We start from the raw sequence: 19,576 nt of genomic DNA on the forward strand, positions 1-19,576 counted from the left end.
TTTCGCGGGCGTGGTTAGCGGGTCTCTGGGGCCACGCGAGCAGGGTTCCCTGGCCGTGGGGCCCCACCGGCGAGGGACCCGGCCTGAGCTTGCGAAGGCTGGGAGCCGGCGGGGACTTGCGAGGTTAGAGGGCTCGTGGGGAGCATGGGGATGCGGACGCCGCGTTCGTTGGCGACCTCGACGGCGCGGTCGTAGCCGGCGTCGACGTGCCGGATGACACCCATGCCTGGGTCGTTGGTGAGCAGGCGTTCGAGCTTCTGCGCTGCGAGTTCCGTTCCGTCCGCGACGGAGACCTGACCTGCGTGGATGGAGCGGCCGATGCCGACGCCGCCGCCGTGGTGGATGGAGACCCAGGTGGCGCCGGAGGCGGTGTTGAGCAGGGCGTTGAGCAGCGGCCAGTCGGCGACGGCGTCGGAGCCGTCGGCCATGGCCTCGGTCTCGCGGTACGGCGAGGCGACGGAGCCGGAGTCGAGGTGGTCACGGCCGATCACGATGGGGGCCTTGACCTTGCCCTCCTTGACGAGCTGGTTGAACAGCAGGCCGGCCTTGGCGCGGTCGCCGTAGCCCAACCAGCAGATGCGGGCCGGCAGCCCTTCGAACTCGACCCGTTCCTGCGCGGCGTCGATCCAGCGGTGCAGGTGCTTGTTCTCGGGGAACAGCTCCTTGATCGCCGCATCAGTCACGGCGATGTCCTCGGGGTCGCCGGAGAGTGCCACCCAGCGGAACGGGCCGAGGCCCTCGCAGAACAACGGGCGGATGTAGGCCGGGACGAAGCCGGGGAATTCGAAGGCGCGGTTGTAGCCGCCCTTGCGGGCCTCGTCTCGGATGGAGTTGCCGTAGTCGAAGACCTCGGCGCCGGCGTCCTGGAACTCGACCATGGCCTGGACGTGCTTGGCCATCGATGCCTGGGCCTTCTTGGTGAAGCCTTCCGGGTCGGCCGCGGCCTCGCGGTGCCATTCCTCGACCGTGATGCCCTCGGGCAGGTAGCTCAGCGGGTCGTGCGCGGAGGTCTGGTCCGTGACGATGTCCACGGTGAGCTCGCCGGCGTTATGGCGGCGCAGGATCTCCGGGAAGACCTCGGCGGCGTTGCCGACGTAGCCCACGGACCAGCCGCGGCGCTCTTCCTTGGCTTTGAGGACCTTGGCGATGGCGGCGTCGAGGTCGGTTTCGACCTCGTCGAGGTAGCGCTTGCCGGCCCGGCGGCGGAGGCGGGTCTCGTCGACGTCGACAATCAGGCAGGCGCCGTCGTTCAGGGTGACGGCGAGCGGCTGGGCGCCGCCCATGCCGCCGCAGCCGCCGGTGAGGGTCAAGGTGCCGGCGAGGGTGCCGTTCTCGTCCCCGGTGAGCTTGCGGGCGATCGCCGCGAAGGTCTCGAACGTGCCCTGGAGGATGCCCTGGGTGCCGATGTAGATCCAGGACCCGGCGGTCATCTGGCCGTACATCATCAGGCCCTCGGCCTCGAGCCGGCGGAACTCGGGCCAGGTGGCCCAGTCGCCGACGAGGTTGGAGTTGGCCAGCAGCACGCGCGGCGCCCATTCGTTGGTGCGGAAGACGCCGACCGGCTTGCCGGACTGGACCAGGAGGGTCTCGTCCTTTTCCATGGTTTCCAGGGTGCGGGTGATGGCGTCGAACGCGGCCCAGGACCGGACGGCGCGGCCGGTGCCGCCGTAGACCACCAGGTCATCGGGGCGCTCGGCGACCTCGGGGTCCAGGTTGTTCATGAGCATGCGCAGCGGGGCTTCGGTCTGCCAGCTCTTGGCGGTGAGCTCGGTGCCGCGGGCTGCTTTGACCGGGCGGGCACCGGTGGTGAAATCGGCGGGTGCCATGAGGGGCTCCTTTGTTGTCTCGGGTGGTTCGGGGATACGAGGTTCTATATCAACTAAAGCCTGTCCGCGGCCGCGGAAACAGGGCCTGCAGGCCGGCGCTGTCCGGGATTCCAGACGCTCGCACTTGCTTCCCCGCCCCGGCGTTGCGCTATCACTTTTGGTGCCTAAACCGCGGGCATAAGCACCGTAGGTGACAGCGCAACGGGAGTGCGGGCTGGGGTCAGGCGGAAGGGCGGCCGTGGATCCGGGTGGAGAGATCGTCCGCTACTTTCCGCACCCGGGCGGCCAGGGCGGGCCACTCCTCGGGCGGCAGCTTGTCCTCGAGGAAGGTCACGGCGACGGCGGCCGTCGGCCAGCCGACGTGGTCCGTGACGGCGGCGGCGATCGAGCCGAAGCCCGGCGTCACCTCCCCGTGTTCGGTCGCATAACCGCGCTGCCGGACCTGGTCCAGATGCGAGGACAGCGCCGAGTACTTCATGATGGGCGACTCCGTCTCGTGACGGGCGGTGAAGGCGGCCGCGTTGGGGTACAGCGCCCGGACCTGCGACTTCGGCAGCGCCGCGAGGATCGCCCGCCCGCTGGCCGTGAGGTGGCTCGGCAGCCGGACCCCGACGTCGGTCACGAGGGAGGGCCGGTTCTTCGCCCGCTCCTCCACGATGTAGAGCACATCGCGGCCGTGCAGCACCGCGAGGTGGGCGCTTTCGCCGATCACGTCCACGAGCGAGGCGAGCAGCGGCCGGCCCAGGCGGGAGAGGGGCTCCTGCCGCGAGTAGGCCGAACTGAGCTCGAAGGCACTGATCCCGAGCCCGTAGCGCTGCTCCTCGTGGAGGTGCAGCACGAATCCGTTGGCCTCCATCACGCCGAGGAGGTGGTAGACGCTGGAGCGCGGCAGCCCCAGCGCCGTGGCAATGTTCGACGCCGCCATCGGCCCGCGTTTGGAGGCCAGCAGTTTGAGGATGCGCAGGGTATTTTCCGCCGCCGGCACCTTGGAGGCCATCTTTGCCGGGGCGGCCTTTGGTGCCGCAGCGGTGACTGGCGGGGTGGTGCTCGTGGCTGGCATGGATCCTCTTCAATAGCGCAGTGTCCGGTATCCCGTACTTAAGCATGCGCCCTTCCAGGGGTCCCGAACAGGAACCGCTCCGCCGGCATGTCTGGAATTCCAGACTTTCCGGGGTGCCGGCGGGCCTTCGGCCCCTACCAGTCCGGCTCCAGGGGTGTTTTGCTGGACGCCAGGCTGTGTGCGGGCAGGGACACGGCAGTTCCTGCGGGACGGAGAGACATGAAACCGGACCTCTCGGGCCACGTTGCCCTGGTGGCCGGCGCCACTCGCGGCGCGGGCCGCGGTACCGCCGTCGCTCTCGGTGAGGCGGGCGCGACGGTTTACTGCACCGGCCGGTCGGCACTGGGCCGCCGCTCGGACTACGACCGGCCCGAGACCGTCGAGGAAACGGCGGCCCTGGTAAGCGCGGCCGGAGGTGCGGGGATCGTCGCCGCCGTCGACCACCTCCAGCCTTCGGAAGTGGAAGCGCTGGTGCGGCGGATCGACGCCGAGCAGGGCCGGTTGGACATCCTGGTCAACGACGTCTGGGGCGGTGAACGGCGGATTGAATGGAACACGCCGGTCTGGGCTCACGATCTGGACGCCGGGCTTCGGATGCTCCACACGGGCGTCGACACGCATCTGATCACTAGCCATTACGCCCTGCCGCTGTTGATCCGCCGGCCCGGCGGCCTCGTTGTGGAGATGACCGACGGGACACGCGAATACAACGCCGGGCATTACCGGGTCTCGGTGTTCTACGACCTCGTCAAGGCCGCAGTGCTCCGGCTGGCCTACAGCCAGGCGGAGGAGCTGAAGCAGTACGGATGCACGGCGGTGGCCCTCACGCCGGGCTGGATGCGGTCCGAAATGATGCTCGAAGCGTTTGGCGTCACGGAGGAGAACTGGCGTGATGCCGCCGCTGTCCAGCCGCACTTCGCCGCGATTTCGGAAAGCCCGCGCTTCGTCGGCCGTGCAGTGGCGGCCCTCGCGGCCGACCCCGGCGCGCTGGGCCGTGGTGGCGGTTCCTTTTCCTCCGGCGGCCTGGCACGCGAGTACGGCTTCACTGACGTCGACGGCTCCCAGCCCGACTGCTGGCGGTATCTGGTCGAAGTGCAGGACGCCGGCCTGCCGGCGGCTGCCGCCGGGTACCGCTGACCCGCCGCTCACACCGCCGGAAGATGGCCACGGCGCCCGGGATGTCTGAAATCGAAGACACCGCCTGCCCGTGAGGCTCATCACAGCCTGCCTCAACATGGTCTGCTGGTTAGCGATCCCCCTCCCAATGACGAGAAGGTATTCGCATGCAACAAGCCACCACGGACATCAAGCCAACGCCTCCCCCGGGACCGGCCGGTACGCCGGGCACCGCCGGACGAGTAGTCGGCGCCGCCGTCGAAACCGTCTTGAACCGCGGACTCAACGTCCGCCATATCCGCTTCATGGCACTGGGTTCGGCAATCGGCACCGGACTCTTCTACGGTTCCGCCTCGGCCATCCAGAAGGCCGGCCCTGCCGTGCTGCTGGCGTACATGATCGGCGGCGCTGCCGTTTTTATGGTGATGCGCGCCCTGGGTGAAATGGCCGTGCGCCACCCCGTGTCCGGTTCCTTCGGCCAGTACGCCAGCCGCTACCTCGGCCCGCTGGCAGGCTTCGTGACGGGGTGGACCTACGTGTTCGAGATGGCGATCGTGGCGATCGCCGACGTCACCGCCTTCAGTATCTACATGGGCTTCTGGTTCCCCGAGGTCGAGCGCTGGATCTGGGTCCTGGCGATCATCTTCTTCCTCGCGGCGCTGAACCTGCTTAGCGTCAAGGTCTTCGGCGAACTCGAGTTCTGGTTCTCACTCATCAAAGTGGTGGCCATCATCGCCATGATCGCGGGCGGCGCCGCCATCATCGTGTTCGGCTTCCAGGCGGGCGGGGCGACGGTTGCGCCCGGCCTGGGCAACCTCGTGGAGCATGGCGGGCTGTTCCCCAACGGCTTCGAAGGCCTCCTGGCCTCGTTCGCCGTCGTGATGTTCGCGTTTGGCGGCATCGAAACCCTGGGCATCACCGCCGGCGAGGCCGCGGATCCAAAGAAAGTCATCCCGAAGGCCGTCAATACCGTCCCCGTGCGCGTTCTGCTCTTCTACGTGCTGACCCTCGGTGTCCTGATGAGCCTTTTCCCCTGGGACGAGATCGGCACCAACGGCAGCCCGTTCGTCCAGATCTTCAGCGGGCTGGGCATCCCGGCGGCGCCCCACATCCTCAACGCCGTAGTCATCACCGCGGCGCTGTCCGCGATCAACAGCGACATCTTCGGCGCCGGCCGGATCCTCTTCGGTCTCTCCCGGCAGGGGCATGCCCCCGCGAGCTTCGGCAAGGTCTCCCGCCACGGCGTGCCCTGGATGACCGTGGTGATGATGGCGGGCATCCTGCTGGTGGGCGTGGTCCTGAACGCCGTCATCCCGGAGGACGTCTTCCTGCTGATCGCCTCGATCGCGACCTTCGCCACCGTCTGGGTCTGGGTGATGATCCTCGCCTCCCACGTGGCAATGAAGCGCGAGATCGCCCGCAAGGGGCTGCCGGCGTCGGAATTCCCGTCGCCGTGGTGGCCGGCCGCCTCGGTGGCGACGATCGTTTTTATGGCCCTCGTCATCGGAATACTGGGCGCCTTCGAGGACACCCGCGTGGCACTGTATGTGGGCGCCGCCTGGCTTGGACTGCTCGTGATTGGATACCGGCTCTGGGTCCGCGGACACGGCCGGGTCCGGGCCGAGCTCGCGGACGAAACCGCGCAGCTCCCGCAGGTTCCGACGCAAAGCTAAGGACGACGGCGGGGAGGCCGGCGCGCCCTGCGCCGGCCTCCCCGCGGGGCTAAAATCAGTCATGGTCCCCGCCACCAACCTGCTGACGTTTGCCCTCGCGGCCCTCCTCCTGATCGCCGTGCCGGGGCCCAGCGTGCTGTTCGTCATCGGTCGCACGCTGGCGCTGGGCCGCAGGGGCGGGCTCCTGAGCGTGCTGGGCAACGCCGCCGGGGAGCTGCTGCAGATCGCCGCGGTGGCCCTGGGCGTGGGAGTGGTGCTGGCCCAGTCCGTCCTGCTCTTCAGCGCGGTCAAGTTCGCCGGCGCGGCCTACCTCATTTACCTCGGGATCCAGGCCATCCGGCACCGCGGCGGAAGCCCGACGGCGGCGGAACCGTCACGTCCGGCGTCGACTTTCCGGATCCTCCGGGAGGGATTCATCGTGGGCGCCACCAACCCCAAGTCGATTGTCTTCTTCGTGGCAGTGCTGCCCCAGTTTGTGGACTATTCGGCGGGCGCCATTCCGTTGCAGCTCGTGACCCTGGGGGCGCTGTTCCTCGTGATCGCGCTGGTCTCGGACAGCGGCTGGGCGCTGATCGCGGGCACGGCGCGGCGCTGGTTTGCCAGCTCGCCCCGGCGGATCGCCGCCCTGGGCACCACCGGCGGGGCGATGATGATAGGGCTGGGCGGAACCCTTGTCCTCGTCGGCAACGGGGCGGAGCCCCAGCCCGGCAAGTAGTCCGTGCTGTGGCCCAAGTGGTGCCCGGCCTGACCGGGGTAGAAGTTACTCGTGTGACGAGAGGGGCGCGGGGCTACAGTTGCTTCACGGCGGTACCGGACCGGCCGGGACAAACGCTGGGGAGCCTGCCTCAACTGGTCCGGACCCGCCGATATTCCGAATGGCGCTCGTCCCGAGGGAGTGGTTTCGATGGGGTTTCCAGCATCTTCGCAGGCCCAGCGCCAACGACGCCGTGTGGCCACCCTGCTGTCGGAAAGGGTGAGCCGCGCCAGGGCATCGCGGATTCCGTTCCAGGTGGGGCAGGTCCTGGTGGGCGATGACCCGTTCAACGGCCGCCGCCTGGGCACCGTGGCGGTGATCGAGGCCCCCTACGTAGGCCTCCGGACGCCCGGCCTCGCACCCCAGGACATCGTCTTCTACGACTACCGGCAACTCCGGTACCCCGACTAGTGGACGGGCCAGAAGAAATGAGCTCAGCGAACTTCTCCTCACACTTCCTGACCATCGCGGAAGTCGCTGCGGCCATGCGGGTATCCAAAATGACTGTCTACCGGCTGGTGAAATCACACGCCATCGCCGCGGTGCGGGTGGGACGCTCGTTCAGGGTGCCCGAGGAAGCCGTCAACGACTACATCCGCCGCTCCACCGAACCGGCCACGCAAGACAAGAACAAGGTCGAGGACAAGGGCGAGGACACAGCGGACTGACCGGCCGCCGATCGCCGCCTGTCAGCGCGCGGACCAGCCGCCGTCCATCGTGTAGCTTGCGCCGGTGACCATCCCGGCGTCGTCAGAGGCCAGCCAGGCCACAAGGGAGGCGACCTCCTCCGGTTCGACGAGGCGCTTCACGGCGGCCTCGGTCAGCATGATCTTGGCGAGGACCTCGGCTTCCGGGATCCCGTGCACCTTGGCCTGGTCCGCGATCTGGGACTCGACCAGCGGGGTCCGGACGTAGCCGGGGTTGATGCAGTTGGAGGTCACGCCGTGGGCGCCGCCTTCCAGCGCAGTGACCTTGCTCAGGCCCTCCAGCCCGTGCTTGGCCGAGACATAGGCGCTCTTGAACGGTGAGGCGCGGAGCCCGTGCACGGATGACAGGTTGATGATCCGGCCGAAGTTGTTCGCGTACATGTGCGGCAGAGCGGCGCGGATGAGCAGGAACGGCGCTTCGAGCATTAGCGTGATTATCCGGCGGAAGTCGGCCGGGTCAAAGTCCTCGATGGGGCTGATCCGCTGGATGCCGGCGTTGTTGACGAGGATGTCGCAGTCCAGGCTGACGGCCTGGAGGGCCTCGACGTCGAGCAGGTCGACCGCCCAGGAGGTGCCGCCGACCTCGTCGGCGAGGGCTGCGGCCGCGGCCTCGTCGACGTCGGCAATCACCACTTTGGCACCCCGTGCCGCGAGGGCGCGGACGCTGGCAGCACCGATTCCGCCGGCTCCGCCGGTCACCAGGGCCTTGCGCCCGTTCAAGCTGCTCTCCATGTCTGCACTCCTCAGTTCGCGGTCTTTGACGGCCCAGAGGAGGTGCGATGCACAGCGCTGAGCAGCTTCACTGAGTATTGCCGCACAAAGTGGGTGTTTCAATGGTCAAACCAGCACCCCTTATGTGCAGAATTGCAGATATGAATGCAAACCCCGATGACCTGCTCGTGCTCCTGGCGGTCTCCCGCTCCGCGAAGTTCACGACGGCGGCGCAGTCCCTTGGGCTGAACCACACCACCGTGTCCCGCCGGATTGCCGCGCTGGAAAAGGCGCTGGGCGGGCGGGTGCTGTCCCGCGCGTCCGGCGGCTGGGAGCTCACGGACCTGGGCGCCGAGGCGGTCCAGGTGGCCGAGCGGGTGGAGGCGGCGATCCGGAGCCTCGAGCAGCCCGGCCGAACCCCGGACCCGATCACCGGCGTCGTCCGGATGACCGCCACGGACGGCTTCAGCGCCTACATCGCGGCCCCCGCGGTGGCCAGGCTGCGCCGCGACCACCCCGGGCTCAGTGTCGAGATCATCACCGTGACCCGGCGCGCGCTCCAGCAGCGTTCCGGGCTGGACATCGAGGTGGTGGTGGGCGAACCGCAGGTGCACCGGGCCGCGGCCGCCCGGCTCGGCGAATACATGCTGGGCATGTACGCCTCACGCGATTATTTGGCTGAGTACGGCACCCCCAAGACCATCGAGGAACTGACCACCCATTCGCTGGTCTACTTCGTCGATTCCATGCTGCAGGTGGACGATCTGGACGCCCCGCGGCGGCTGGTGCCCACCATGCGGGACGGCCTGAGCTCCACCAACGTCTTCGTCCATGTGGAGGCGACGCGCGCCGGAGCCGGAATCGGGTTCCTGCCCTGCTTCGCGGCGGACCTGCATCCGGACCTCGTCCGCCTGCTGCCGGACGAGTTCGCCGAGCTGTTGCCGTACTGGATGGTGCTGCGGCCCGACTCCATGCGCCGCCCGGCCGTCGCGGCGGTGGTGCAGGCGCTGCGCGAACAGACCAAGGCACACCGTGAGGCGCTCATGGGCCGGGGCGGAACTGCAGCGACTGCTCCATAAGCGCCGTTTTGGGGCCTCAAAAGGGCCGTTACGGAGCAGTCGACGGCGCCGGGTCCACCGATTTCAGGTCCACGGTTTTCGGGTCATGGCGGACCGGGGCGCCGGCGGCAAAGGCCCGGACCTTGGCGTCGTCCCAGATGTGAGCGGGCACCGCACCGCCCAGCAGCCGCCGCGCGAGCCCAGGGTCGTCGTCGAACGGGACATCGCTGCCGGCCATGATCATGTTCCCGAAGCGCCTGCCCTTGAGCATGGCAGGGTCCGCAATGATCACCGTGTGCTTGAAGGTCCCCGCGATGGTCGCGGCGTCCTCGCGGGCGTTCCTTAGGTCCGGCGCGTCGCCGGAGTTCACCACATAGATCCCGCCGGGGGCCAGGACGCGCCGTGCGTGCTCGTTGAACTCCCTGGTGGTGAGCGGCCGCGGTGTCAGCGAGCCGGCAAAAACATCGCGGATGATCAGGTCCCGGGTCTGCGGCGTGAGGCTTTCGGTGACCTCGCGGGCCTCCCCCACGCGCAGGCGCATGAGCGGTGCCTTCGGCAGGTCGAACCAGCCGCGGACGTATTCCGCCAGCTTGCCGTCGAGTTCCACCACCACCTGGCGGGCATCAGGGTAGGCGGCGTGGAAGTAGCGTGCCAGCGAGCATGCCCCGCCGCCAAGGTGCAGGGCGCGCAGCTTCGGCCGTGATTCCCGCGGCCAGCGCGATTCGACCAGGGCCGAGATCCAGCGCATGTACTCGAAGTCGAGGAACAACGGATCCGCCAGGTCGATATGCGAACTCATCACGCCGTTGATCCGCAGCAGCCACCCGGTGGAGTTGTCCTGGTCGGCGATCAGCTCGCAGTCGCCGGTATCGATGTAGTAGACGCCCTCCAGCGGACCCTCGGGGCGGCTGCCCTTGGGGACGTCCACCACTCCGGCCGTCTTTTCGGTGCTGTTCCGACTGGCCGCCCTGCCCCGCTTCGCCATCAGCCGTCCACCGTTTTCCTCATGTTTCAAGCCTAGTTCACCGGCCGCGGCGGTTTCCCCGCGGGTCGGGCCGCCCGGCGGGCGCCGAACCCTTCGTCCGTCCGCCATCCCAAAAGAATTAAACCAAGGGTACTTACTATTTATTAGTAATCATGCTTACTATTTAACCCCCAGATATTGCTGGTTCGTGATCAGCAGCCGATCTTGAAAGAGAGCGAAGATGACAGAGAACCAATGGCCCCAGGACGGTAGCTACCGCACCCCCACGGCCACCCAGCAGACTCCCCTCCGGCCGGAAACAACGTTTCCGCCCGTTTCAAACGGCAGCGTTTCCGGCACGTCCGCCGACACCGGCGCATCCAAAACCGACGCGGCTAAGGACGAGGCCGCGGAGCTGAAGCGCACGGCCGCTGATTCCGCCCAGACCGTGGCAGAGACGGCCAAAACCGAAGCGTCCAATGTCGCCGCCGAAGTGAAGACAAACGCCCGGGACCTCCTGCACCAGGCCAAGTCGGACCTGACTGACCAGGCTGGCGCGCAGCAGCAGAAGGTCGCCGAAGGACTTCGCTCCGTTTCCACCGAACTGCACAGCATGGCCGCCGCTTCCGACCAGCCCGGCGTGGCCACCGACCTTGTGCGCCAGGCCGCCGAGCGGTCCTCCACCGTGGCGTCCTGGCTAGATGGCCGCGACCCGGGTTCGCTGCTGACCGAGGTGAAGTCCTTTGCCCGCCAGCGCCCCGGCACATTCCTGCTGCTCGCGGCCGGCGCCGGTGTCCTGGCCGGACGGCTCAGCCGCAGCCTCAGCGCCGGAGCGCCGGAAACGACTGCCACCGCCACCCGGATCCCCGACACCGGGACAGCCGTTCCGCCGCCGCCCGTGCAGATGCCGGCACCGGAAACCGCGACGACGGGCTTCGCGGACACCTACCCGCCCAGTCCGCTCGACGGCGATCCGCTCGGCGACGGCGTCCGGCAGGACCGCTGGGCCTCCGAGCCCGTGGCGACGGACCCGCTCCAGCAGGATCCGCTCCGTGATGACCCCTTCCGCGATGACCCCTTCGATGGTGGCCGTCGATGACCAGCGAAATGCCCCCCACCGCCGCGCACGCGAAAGCCGAGACGTCGTCCTTGGGCGATCTCCTGGGCGAGGTCACACGGGACATGTCCACTCTGATGCGGCAGGAAGTCGAGCTGGCCAAGGTCGAACTCAAGCAGTCAGCGACCCGCGCCGGCAAGGGCAGCGGGATGCTGGCCGGGGCCGGCGTCGCTGGCCACTTCGTCCTCCTGTTCCTGTCCCTGGCGCTCTGGTGGGCGCTCGGGAACGTCATGGGGCTGGGGTGGTCCGCCGTCGTCGTCGCCGTCATCTGGGGAATTGTCGCCGCAGTCCTGGCAGCCAGGGGCCGCAAGGAACTCAACGCGATCAAGGGCATGCCCCAGACCGCCGCGACGCTTCAGGAAATCCCGCCCACGCTCAAGCCCACTACCTAAGTTCAGCGAGGAAACACGATGAGTGAAAACCCGGATGTCATCCGAGCAGATATTGAAGCAACCCGCGCGCGGCTGGGCACGAACGTCGATGCCGTCGCGGACAAGGTCACCCCGTCCCACATCGTCCAGCGGCAGACGGACAAAGTACGGGACGCCGTCTTTGGAGCGAAGGAGAAAGTTATGGGAGCCGCCGACCACACTGCCGGCAACGTCCACTCCGCCACCGGGACCGCCGGGGCGCATCTGGGCGACGCCGGCGCAGCGATCGGGGACGCCCCCGCCCAGGTCAAGGCCAAAACCCAGGGCAACCCGCTCGCCGCCGGCCTGATCGCGTTCGGCGCCGGCCTGCTGGTGTCCTCCCTGATCCCGGCCAGCACCAAGGAACGCGAGGCGGCGGATGCGCTGAAGACCGCTGCTGAACCGCTCACGACGGAACTGACCGAGGCCGCGAAGCACGTCGCGGAGGGGCTCAAGGAACCGGCGCAGGAAGCCATGGAGAACGTCAAGGCAACGGCAGCCGACGCCACTGAGCACGTCAAGGCCGAGGGCCAGGGCGCCGTGGCAGACGTCAAGGACCGGACTGCAGAGGCCAGGGACAACGTCCAGCAGCACTAGTCCCGTTTGAACCCGGCCGGCCGCCCAGCGCACACGCGCCCGGGCGGCCGGCCGATGTGCTTAACCCGATGAAAGAAGACTCCCATGGCCCAGAATCCTGCCAAGGCAGACAACGACTCCATGACCGACGCCGAAACCCAGGAGAGCAGCACCGCCAAGGCCCGCACGGCGCCCGCTCCGGACGATTCGCGCAAACCGGACAGCCCCACCGACGTCACCAAACCCTCGTGGAAGTACATTGCCAGGAAGACGCTGCGCGAATTCACCAAGGACCAGTGCCCGGACCTCGCAGCGGCCCTGACCTACTACTCGGTCCTCTCCATCTTCCCGGCGCTGCTTGCCCTGGTGTCCCTGCTGGGGATCTTTAGGCAGGCCGAGAAGACCACCTCCGCGCTCCTGGAGATCGTTGCCGGGTTCGCGCCCGCTGAAACGGTCGAAGCCATCAAAGGGCCCGTCGAGCAGCTCAGCAACTCGTCCGCCGCCGGATTTACCCTGGTCTTCGGAATCCTCACCGCCCTCTGGTCCGCCTCCGGCTATGTCGGGGCGTTTGGCCGGGCCATGAACCGGGTCTACGAGATCGACGAGGGCCGGCCGTTCATCAAACTTCGGGGCACTATGCTCGCCGTCACCATTGCCACCGTACTGATCGTGCTGGTGCTCTCGGCCATGCTCGTCCTGAGCGGTCCTGTGGCCGAGTCCGTCGGCAACGCGATCGGCCTGGGCGGGGCCTTCCTGACGGCGTGGAACATCCTCAAGTGGCCGGTCATCCTGCTGCTCGTGATCCTCGCGATCGCCATCCTCTACTACGCCACGCCGAACGTGAAACAGCCCAAGTTCCGCTGGATGAGCCTGGGCTCCGCGATCGCACTGGTGATCTTCCTGCTGGCCTCCCTGGCGTTCGGGTTCTACGTGGCCAACTTCAACAGCTACGACAAGACCTACGGCGCGATCGGCGGCGTCATCGTCTCGCTGCTGTGGCTCTGGATCCTCAACATGTCACTGCTCTTCGGTGCGGAGTTCGACGCGGAGATGGAGCGGGGCCGCCAGCTCCAGGCCGGCATCGAAGCCGAGGAAACCATCCAGCTGCCACCCCGCGATACGAAGCAGAGCGACAAGCTGCAGGCGCGTGAAGAGGAAGACATCCAACACGGCCGCGAACTGCGCGAACAACACACCGAGGCGGAGTCCGGCCCGGATACCGGGCACACCCCCGGCACGGAGCCGCGCAACCCGCGGGACCAAAGCCCCTAGCCCTTTCCGGCCCCACGGGTTCTACTGGGGCAAAGTGCCGCCCGGGGGCGGACACTGCTGACCGGGAGGACGCATGACGGCACCCGCCGCAGGGCACCACCGCACCACTGTGGCAGTGGGCTACGACGGGTCGGAGGCCGCGCAGGACGCCGTCCGCTGGGCCGCGGAATATGCCGCCGCCGGAAATTACAGGATCAGGGTCGTCCATGCCTGGGTCTGGCCCATGTTCACCAAGAAGCTCGGCCCGGTCCGGGGCGTGGAGGGCAGCGGGCTACGGCACTCGGCCGAGGCGATCCTTGCGGAGGGTGTTGACGTGGCACGCACTGCCCTTGCCGCGGCCCGAACCGCCGCGCCGGCTCGGGTTGCGGGAAAAGAGACCGAAACCGGTTCCGACGTCGAAGGTGTCATGGAGACAGGGCTCCCGGCGACGGTGCTGCGCGATGCGGCCCATGACGCCCGCCTGCTGGTGGTCAGCAGCCGCGGACTCGGCGGAGTGCTGGGGCATGTTGCGGGATCGGTCTGCCTCGACCTGGCCGGGTCCTCCCCCTGTCCTTTGATGGTCATCCGCCGCACGCGCAGCCCCGGCCAGGCCGCGGCCCCCGTCGTCGTCGGCGTCGACGGGACGTCCCGAAGCTCAGCGGCGCTGGCCGGCGCCGCCCGGCTGGCGGGCATCCTCGGGGCAACCCTGCAGGTCGTCCACATCGACCAGACCCGCGGCCGGGCCCGCGAAGGTCACGGCAGGCATGCCAGGCACGGCCAGGAACTGCTGGACCATGCCCTTGAAGAGGCCCGGAATCTTGCCCCGGACCTCTCGATCTCCGGCGTCCTGCGGGAAGGCCACGCGGCCTCCAAGGAGCTGCTCGCGGCCGCCGTTGACGCCGAAGTCCTGGTGATCGGAACCCACAATCGCGAGGGCGGCCCCGGCAACACGGTCACGGCCGTCCTGAACAAGGCGCGGTGCAACGTCCTGATCACGCGCTGACCCGCTCCACCGGACCACCGCCTTCAGAGGGGAGCTGGAGGTTCTAACAGAGGAGGACGCCCGTGCGAGCCTGGCGGGTAGGACAGCCCGGGCCGATGAGTAGCGGCCCACTCGTGGCGGATGAGTGCCCCGATCCCCGGGCGGGCCCCGGGGAGGTCCTGGTGCAGGTCCGGGCCTGCGGAGTGTGCCGCACGGACCTGCATCTGGCCGAGGGTGACCTCGCCCCGCGGCGCCCCGGCGTCATTCCGGGCCACGAGGTCGTCGGCGAGGTAGTGGCGTGCGGGCCCCGCGCCACGAGATTCTCCCCCGGCGACCGGGTGGGGGTGGCTTGGCTCGGCAGGACCTGCGGATCCTGCCGCTTCTGCCTGCGCGGAGAAGAAAACCTCTGCCTCTCCCCCGTGTTCACGGGCTGGGACCGCGACGGCGGCTACGCGGAACTCATCACCGTGGCCGAGAACTTCGCCTACCGGCTCCCGTCGGGCTTCTCGGACGAGGAGACGGCGCCCCTGCTGTGCGCGGGGATCATCGGCTTCCGGGCGCTCTGCCGCGCCGAGCTGCCCATCGGCGGCCGGCTGGGGATCTACGGCTTCGGCGGATCCGCGCATCTGGCCGCGCAGATCGCGCTCTACCGCGGCGCCCGCGTGTACGTGATGACGCGGTCGGCGGAAGCGCGCAGCCTGGCCCTTGAGCTGGGCGCGACCTTCGCCGGGGGCGCAGAGGAGCCGCCGCCGGATCCGCTGGATTCCGCCATCCTCTTCGCTCCGGCCGGCAACCTGGTCCCGGTGGCCCTGCGTGCCCTGGACCGGGGCGGCACCCTCGCCGTGGCCGGTATCCACGTGAGTGACATCCCGCCGCTGCATTACGCCACCGAACTGTTCCAGGAACGCCAGCTGCGCAGCGTCACGGCTAACACCCGGGCCGACGGCGAGGAATTTTTCCGCATCGCCGCAGAGATCCCGCTGCGCCCCACCACGGTGTCCTATCCGTTCTCGGCCGCGGACCAGGCTCTGCTGGACCTCTCGGAGGACCGGATCACGGGTGCGGCCGTGCTGCGGATGGACTCCCCGTAGCCGATACGTGCGCGGCTTCCGGGTCAGCCCTCCTTGAGCAGGAATTCGTGTTCCTGGCCGGCCCGGAGCAGCACCCGCCGGGTACCCACCCGCACCAGCACCGGGGCGGCGTCGCCGGGGGCCGCCGACACCCTTAGTCGGTCGCGCTCCAGTTGGATGGCGAGCATCTGGTCCCGGTAGCGGACGTGGAAGCCCACGCGGCTGAGTTCCGCGGGCAGCCGGGGCGCGAAGTCGAGGGCGTCACGCGTGATCCGCAGGCCGGCGAAACTGCGCTGGACGACGTCGATCGTCCCGGCCATGGCACCCAGATGGATGCCGGATCTGGTGGTTCCGCCCTGGGTGTCGTCCAGGTCCGCGTCCAGGGCTTCCCGGAAGGTCGCCCACGCCTTCTCGGGGTCCCGCTGCGCCAACACCGAGGCATGGGCCACCCGGCTGAGCGTGGATCCGTGAGCCGTCCTCGCCAGGTAGAAGTCCACCGTGGCGGCCATCTGCGCCGGCGTGACGGTGTAGCCCATCCTGGCGAGGAACGCGATGAGCTGGTCCTCGCCCAGGACGTACAGCAGCATCAGGACGTCGGCCTGCTTGGCCAGCCGGTAGTGGTTGGTGCTGTCCCCTTCCGCTTCCAGGATCAGGTCCAGCCGCTCGATGAGCCCGTACGTGCGGCGGTAGTGCTTCCAGTCGAGCTCCCGGAGCCGGACATAGCCGTCGAACTGGCTGATGACGCCGTCGTCGTGGAACGGGACGAACATGCGGCGGCTGAGATGTTCCCAGGCCTCGATCTCTGCGGCGGTGATCAGCAGCCGGACACGCAGTTCCTCCATGTCAAAGCCCTGGACGGAATGCATGATCCAGACGGCCTGGTCGAACACCCAGGCCGCCATGATGTTTGTGTAAGCGTTGTCGTCCAGGCCGCCGCCCGGGCTGCCCGGATGTCCGGTGTGGTATTCGTCCGGGCCCATGACGCCCCGGAGGTGGAAGCGGTCTTCAGCGGGGTCGAACTCCGCCATTGACGCGAACAGACGTGCGACGTCGACGATGATCTCCGCGCCGTGCCCGGTCAGCCAGGCGCGGTCCTGGGTGGCCTCGAAGTACTGCCAGGCGTCGTAGGCGACGGCGAGGCCAACATGGCGCTGAAGCGGGGAATAGTCCTGCATCCAGTGCCCGGACAGCCGGTTGAACAGCAGCTTCGGCGTCTGTTCGGTGCCGTCGCCGCCGCTTTGCCACGGGAACAGTGCACCCTTCAGCCCGGCCGCCCGCGCGGCGTCGCGCGCTGCGCCGAGCCGCCGCCACCGGTAGTCGATCAGCTCCCGTGCCAGGGACGGCAGCCGGGAGTTCAGCAGCGGGAGGACGAAGAGTTCGTCCCAGAAGACGTGTCCCCGGTAGCCCTCGCCGTGCAGCCCGCGGGCCGGAACGCCGGCGTCGAGTTCTGCGGTGTGGGTGGTGAGCGTCTGCAGCAGGTGGAAGACGTGCAGGTTGAGGATAAGCTGCGCCTGCGAGCTCGCGTCGAACTCGATAACGAAGGGCTGGAGCAGGACCGCCCACGCGGCCTCGTGCTCTGCCTGCAGGGCAGCGAAACTTCCCAGGGAACGGGCCAGGGCGGCCCGGGCGGCTGTCAGCGGTGAGGCGATGGCGTGGTCGCGCGACGAGGCGACGGCCACGGTTTTCAGCACCGTCAGCGGCTCCCCCTCGGCGAGGTCAACATCGAAGCGGTGGGTGTGCAGCCCGCCCAGCTGTTCCGGAATCCCGGCCCCGGCCGGTCCGGCGGCCCCGGAAATCTCCGTCCGGAGCGCGAGCGCGATCCCGACGCCGCTCGTGACTGTCCGGGCTTCCACGGTGAGGCCGGTGCTGCCCGGGCCGGTCCCGGCGGCAGCGACCGTGACGGAACCCAGATGCCGGTTGGACAGCTCCACATCCTCGGGCACATTGGAGTTGGTGACGTCCGTGTCGCAGCCGCTGCGGACGCTGACGGCCCCGCTCCAGCCGACCGCCGTGATGACCGTTTCCGGCGCTGCGAGGTTCGGTGTGGCCATGGACACGAGGCGGCGCTGCAGCAGCCGGAGCTGCCGGCCGGCGTCGTCCTCCAGGAGCGCCTCCCGGGTCAGCAACGCGTGCTTCAGGTCCAGGGTGCGCCGCTCGCTGCGGACCGAGAGTCCGCCCTCGGACCACCACGCGCCGTCGCCGATCCGGAGGTCCAGCGGCAACCAGTCGGGGATGTTGACCATGTGCTCGTCGACCGTTTCCTGGCCCATGACAACGCTGGGCAGACTGTTGTAGACGCCTGCAAGGTAGGTGCCGGGATAGTGCACGGCCCCGGCACGGTGTTCGGGGGCGGCGCCGCGGGTGGCCAGATAGCCGTTGCCCAGGGTGGTGAGCGCTTCGCGGTGGCCTTCGTGCGCCGGGTCGAAGCCCTCGTAGACCAGCAGCCACGGGTGGGTGATGACGAGGCCAATGTCCAGTTGGCTGACGTCCTCGACGACGACGTCGGCGCCCGCGTCTTCCAGCAACTCCCGGCGCCCGTCCCGGTCGATGCCGACGACCAGCCCGAAGCCGCCGCGCCGGCCGGCCTCCACTCCGGAGACTGAATCCTCGATGACCATGGCCCGGGCGGGCGGGATCTGGAGCCGTCGCACCGCTTCCAGCTGCAGCGCGGGGGCGGGCTTGCCCGCGACGCCGCGGTCCAGGGCCGTCTGCCCGTCGATGATGTGGTCGAAGACGCCCTCGAGCCCTGCGGCAGCCAGCAGCGGGCCCGCATCCCGGGAGGAGGTGGCCAGCACCACGGGGACCCGGCCCGCTTTCAGCCTCCCAAGCAGGTCCACGGTTCCGGGGAAGGCCCGGACGGGGTTGTTGCCGAGCAGTTTTTCGAACAGTTCGTTCTGGCGTGCCGCGAGGCCGAAGGCTGTCCACTGCCCGGAGCCATCCAGGGGTGAGCCTCCGGGGATGGTGCCGGCACGGGAGCCGAGGAAGGTGCTCACCGCGTCTTCCCAGGTCCGGCCCGCCACCAGGTCACCGTAGTCGTCGGCGCTGAACGGGTCCCTGCGGGTCCTGTCAGGAAACCGGGGGTCCTGGAGGACGTCGTCGAAGAGCTGCTTCCAGGCCGCAGCGCGGAGCTCCGCAGTGTCCGTGACCACTCCGTCGAGGTCGAAGATCACGGCATCAACGGGGGCCAGTGCGGCGGCAAGCGTGGGCGACTCCGTCATGCCGCAGTCCTATCAGTCATCGGGCCGCCGCGGCAGGGGTGGCCCGCCGAGCCGCCCTGTCTGACCAGGGTCTCCCACACGGCCATCAGCCCAGCAGCGCGTCGAGCGTGGTGAATGCGTAGCCGGCCTGCCGGATCCGCCCGATCATCCCGGGCAGGGCGTCGGCGTCGAGGGTGGTCCCGTCGTCGGGGTTGGAGCCGATGTGCATAAGCACGATCTCTCCGGGCTGCAGCCGGTCGAGGACGCGGTCCGCCACGATCTGTGCCGTGACCCCTCCGCTGCTGCCCTTCCAGCCCAGGGTGTCCACGGTCCAGCGGACGGGCAGGTAGCCGTATGCGTTGACCGTGGCGATGGTCCGGGCGTCGCGGTCGCCGAGGGGGAAGCGGAACAGCGGCCGGGGGTCTCCACCGCCGGCCCGGATGGCGCGCTCGGCTGCCGACAGTTGCTGCCCGATGGCGGCGTCGGTGAGCCCGGTGAAGCCCGGATGGGTCATGGAATGGTTGCCCAGCCGGTGGCCGCCCGCCACAATCGCGGCGACTCCCGCCGGGTGGGCGGCGGCCCAGTTGCCGGTGAGGAAGAACGTGCTGCGCACGCCGGTGGCGGCGAGGGTCTGCAGGATGCCTGGCAGCCCGGCCGAGTTGGCGCCGGCGTCGAACGTCAGCGCAACCACCGCCCCGGCTCCCGGGATCACGTCGAGGTCGCGGCCGGCGAGCGCGGCGGGGAACGGCGCGGGCGCAGGCGCAGGCGGGGGTTCAGGCGCTGGTGGCGCGGGCAGTTCGGGAGCGGGCGCAGGCTGCGCGGGCCCGGCCGGAACTTTTTCGCCGGAGGTGGGCACCGGTGGGCTCGCTGGCGGTGAACTGGCTGCCGGACTCGCCGTCCCGTCCGCTGGCCGCGTCGGGCTCACGGGCGGACTGTCAGTGGCCGACGACGACGACGGGGCAGCTGAAGGTGGCCCGGATGAGAAGACCACCGCCAGGACCACCGTGGCGGCCATCAGAAGCACAGCAGCCGCGGCCGCGATCCAGCGGCGCCGCTCGCCCCGGAAGATCGCCCACATGCTTCACTGTGGCGCCACCGGCCACA

General features: G+C 69.0%; 18 protein-coding genes. 12 read left to right on the forward strand and 6 right to left on the reverse strand.

Translation table 11 applies throughout. The features are described 5' to 3' along the window. Positions 1 to 14 precede the first annotated feature (14 nt). Complete coding sequence (locus AC1DF4_RS04280) at positions 15 to 1,826, reverse strand: urocanate hydratase (protein WP_476911705.1); 1,812 nt, start codon at positions 1,824 to 1,826, stop codon at positions 15 to 17. Between the two features lie 220 nt (positions 1,827 to 2,046). Beyond that, positions 2,047 to 2,886, reverse strand: coding sequence for an IclR family transcriptional regulator (locus AC1DF4_RS04285; RefSeq protein ID WP_476911706.1), 840 nt, complete (start codon positions 2,884 to 2,886; stop codon positions 2,047 to 2,049). Positions 2,887 to 3,105: 219 nt separating this feature from the next. Between AC1DF4_RS04285 and AC1DF4_RS04290 the strand changes: the two genes are divergently transcribed. The 5 genes from AC1DF4_RS04290 to AC1DF4_RS04310 all read left to right on the forward strand — a co-directional run bounded on the left by AC1DF4_RS04290 (position 3,106) and on the right by AC1DF4_RS04310 (position 7,097). After that, complete coding sequence (locus tag AC1DF4_RS04290; protein ID WP_476911707.1) at positions 3,106 to 4,023, forward strand: SDR family oxidoreductase; 918 nt, start codon at positions 3,106 to 3,108, stop codon at positions 4,021 to 4,023. A 146-nt stretch (positions 4,024 to 4,169) separates the two neighbouring features. After that, positions 4,170 to 5,675 carry an amino acid permease gene (locus tag AC1DF4_RS04295; protein ID WP_476911708.1) on the forward strand — a complete coding sequence of 502 codons (1,506 nt, stop codon included), beginning with the start codon at positions 4,170 to 4,172 and terminating at the stop codon, positions 5,673 to 5,675. A 61-nt stretch (positions 5,676 to 5,736) separates the two neighbouring features. After that, positions 5,737 to 6,390: a LysE family translocator gene (locus AC1DF4_RS04300; RefSeq protein WP_476911709.1), complete on the forward strand. Its 654-nt coding sequence runs from the start codon at positions 5,737 to 5,739 to the stop codon at positions 6,388 to 6,390. Positions 6,391 to 6,579: 189 nt separating this feature from the next. Beyond that, the gene (locus tag AC1DF4_RS04305) at positions 6,580 to 6,840 is read left to right on the forward strand and encodes a hypothetical protein (RefSeq protein WP_476911710.1); all 261 of its coding nucleotides are present in this window, start codon (positions 6,580 to 6,582) and stop codon (positions 6,838 to 6,840) included. 17 nt (positions 6,841 to 6,857) lie between these two features. Next, complete coding sequence (locus AC1DF4_RS04310; protein WP_476911711.1) at positions 6,858 to 7,097, forward strand: helix-turn-helix domain-containing protein; 240 nt, start codon at positions 6,858 to 6,860, stop codon at positions 7,095 to 7,097. Between the two features lie 21 nt (positions 7,098 to 7,118). On the opposite strand, the gene AC1DF4_RS04315 is transcribed toward AC1DF4_RS04310, so the two are convergent. Beyond that, positions 7,119 to 7,868, reverse strand: a complete 750-nt coding sequence (locus AC1DF4_RS04315; RefSeq protein WP_476911712.1) for a 3-hydroxybutyrate dehydrogenase — start codon at positions 7,866 to 7,868, stop codon at positions 7,119 to 7,121. A 140-nt stretch (positions 7,869 to 8,008) separates the two neighbouring features. Here AC1DF4_RS04315 and AC1DF4_RS04320 point away from each other — a divergent pair, with 140 nt between their 5' ends. Next, positions 8,009 to 8,926 (forward strand): LysR family transcriptional regulator, encoded by a 918-nt coding sequence (locus AC1DF4_RS04320; RefSeq protein WP_476911713.1) that lies wholly within the window; start codon positions 8,009 to 8,011, stop codon positions 8,924 to 8,926. A 28-nt stretch (positions 8,927 to 8,954) separates the two neighbouring features. On the opposite strand, the gene AC1DF4_RS04325 is transcribed toward AC1DF4_RS04320, so the two are convergent. Then, the gene (locus tag AC1DF4_RS04325; RefSeq protein WP_476911714.1) at positions 8,955 to 9,890 is read right to left on the reverse strand and encodes a spermidine synthase; all 936 of its coding nucleotides are present in this window, start codon (positions 9,888 to 9,890) and stop codon (positions 8,955 to 8,957) included. 220 nt (positions 9,891 to 10,110) lie between these two features. Between AC1DF4_RS04325 and AC1DF4_RS04330 the strand changes: the two genes are divergently transcribed. The 6 genes from AC1DF4_RS04330 (at position 10,111) to AC1DF4_RS04355 (ending at position 15,296) form a co-directional block, all read left to right on the forward strand. Then, a complete protein-coding gene (locus AC1DF4_RS04330) occupies positions 10,111 to 10,968 on the forward strand; it encodes a hypothetical protein (RefSeq protein WP_476911715.1) in 858 nt (285 codons plus the stop codon). Next, positions 10,965 to 11,378 (forward strand): phage holin family protein, encoded by a 414-nt coding sequence (locus AC1DF4_RS04335; protein WP_476911716.1) that lies wholly within the window; start codon positions 10,965 to 10,967, stop codon positions 11,376 to 11,378. Before AC1DF4_RS04330 ends, AC1DF4_RS04335 begins: the two co-directional genes overlap by 4 nt. An 18-nt stretch (positions 11,379 to 11,396) precedes the next feature. Then, on the forward strand, positions 11,397 to 11,993 hold the full coding sequence (locus AC1DF4_RS04340; RefSeq protein WP_476911717.1) for a DUF3618 domain-containing protein: 597 nt from the start codon (positions 11,397 to 11,399) through the stop codon (positions 11,991 to 11,993). A gap of 84 nt (positions 11,994 to 12,077) precedes the next feature. After that, a complete protein-coding gene (locus AC1DF4_RS04345) occupies positions 12,078 to 13,244 on the forward strand; it encodes a YihY/virulence factor BrkB family protein (RefSeq protein ID WP_476911718.1) in 1,167 nt (388 codons plus the stop codon). 73 nt (positions 13,245 to 13,317) lie between these two features. Further along, the gene (locus AC1DF4_RS04350) at positions 13,318 to 14,226 is read left to right on the forward strand and encodes a universal stress protein (protein ID WP_476911719.1); all 909 of its coding nucleotides are present in this window, start codon (positions 13,318 to 13,320) and stop codon (positions 14,224 to 14,226) included. Positions 14,227 to 14,288: 62 nt separating this feature from the next. Then, positions 14,289 to 15,296: a zinc-dependent alcohol dehydrogenase family protein gene (locus AC1DF4_RS04355; RefSeq protein WP_476911720.1), complete on the forward strand. Its 1,008-nt coding sequence runs from the start codon at positions 14,289 to 14,291 to the stop codon at positions 15,294 to 15,296. A gap of 23 nt (positions 15,297 to 15,319) precedes the next feature. On the opposite strand, the gene AC1DF4_RS04360 is transcribed toward AC1DF4_RS04355, so the two are convergent. Both AC1DF4_RS04360 and AC1DF4_RS04365 read right to left on the reverse strand, forming a co-directional pair. After that, positions 15,320 to 18,493 (reverse strand): HAD-IA family hydrolase, encoded by a 3,174-nt coding sequence (locus AC1DF4_RS04360; RefSeq protein WP_476911721.1) that lies wholly within the window; start codon positions 18,491 to 18,493, stop codon positions 15,320 to 15,322. An 85-nt stretch (positions 18,494 to 18,578) separates the two neighbouring features. Next, a complete protein-coding gene (locus AC1DF4_RS04365) occupies positions 18,579 to 19,550 on the reverse strand; it encodes a polysaccharide deacetylase family protein (RefSeq protein ID WP_476911722.1) in 972 nt (323 codons plus the stop codon). Between the last annotated feature and the right edge of the window lie 26 nt (positions 19,551 to 19,576).

Source organism: Arthrobacter sp. 05N429, assembly GCF_056397045.1.